This window comes from Vibrio sp. Vb0888 (genome assembly GCF_033338835.1).
Taxonomy (GTDB): domain Bacteria; phylum Pseudomonadota; class Gammaproteobacteria; order Enterobacterales; family Vibrionaceae; genus Vibrio; species Vibrio alginolyticus.
In genome coordinates this window covers 1-1,261 of record NZ_JAWOTL010000179.1, presented here as the reverse complement: position 1 = coordinate 1,261, position 1,261 = coordinate 1, and the positions used below count along the sequence as shown (strand labels likewise).

General features: G+C 50.4%; 1 pseudogene. It reads left to right on the top strand.

Annotated elements, in window-relative coordinates:
* Window positions 1-1,261 (top strand): annotated as a pseudogene (locus tag R7P72_RS24850) (propeptide, peptidase); the annotation flags it as partial.

The following is a 1,261-nucleotide window of genomic DNA, read 5'->3' as shown; positions in this document are numbered from 1 at the left end:
TCGTTAGAGGATTATCCGCAGCCACTTCAATACGTTGAGAAGCAGATTCAAGTTTTGCAGTCTGACGGCAAGTTCTACCTAGCCAACGAGCGCGTTAAACAGGTGGATGCACTTGCATTACTGCCTACACCTGCGGTAGGTGCGGAGCCCGTACGCGATACAAGCAGTATTTTGCCGCCTGAAGGTGTTCAATCTTTTGCTGATGTAAAAGCGATGCAAAGTGCTCAGCTTGGCGACAATGCCTTTTTGCAGTTGATGGCGTTTTACCATCTTGACAACTCACTGCAGTACCTATCGAGCTTGAGCTATGACTTATTTGAAGAGCCGCTTCGTTTTGATGGACGTGGTTTAGCGCTCGACAACTCTTCTTACTACACAGGTTCGCGTGCGCTGATGTTAGGCGTTGGCGGAGTATCTCCGGATGCTGCGGATGCAGATGTGATTTTGCACGAGCTAGGACACGGGATTCACTATCAAATTGTTCCCGATTGGGCGTATGGCCACACTGGTGCGATTGGAGAAGGTGTCGGTGATTACTGGGCGGGCAGCGCGAGCTACCGAACACAGTATTTAGATGCGGCTCGCCGTGGTCAGGAATTTGAGATTGATACCGTGTTCAACTGGGATGGCATGTTTGGCGTTCGCCGCGCAACACGCAGTCTCTGGAACCAACGTGCTCGCTACTTTGAAGGAGCGGAATACCGAGCGCATGAAAGTGTTGGTGGTGAATTGGGCGACGAGTTGTGGTCGACACCTTTATTCCAAGCCTTGAAAGCGTCCGTTGCTCGTTATGGAGATGGTTCGGATCGTGTTTTCCGTGACTTTGACTCGATTGTGCTTGAAGGCATGTACGGCGTGGGTCGTGGTGTGAAAATGCATGATTTGGCGGAGTCCACCGTGTTTGCCGCGACAATGCTTTTCCCTGAAAAAGAGTACGCACAAATTCTGAAAGATAGCTTCGCACAGCATAACTTACTCAAAGTTCCTTTTAACGCCCGATATCAATCTCGTTACATCAACGCTGGGGAAACGGTCGAGTTGACGCTTTCTCACACCGGCCGATCTGCAAGCGTAAAGGGCAATTGGTCACTGAACAACGACACATCGAAAGCGGTCGATGTGCAACTGGCAAACTCGGCCTCTTTCAGTGCCAACTTACCAACGGGGCTGACGTGTGGTACACCGTTTGAATCTAAAGTTTCGTTGGATTATCAGTTTGCTGAAGGGCTTAAGGCGCAATCTTGGCAAAACGTGACGGCGC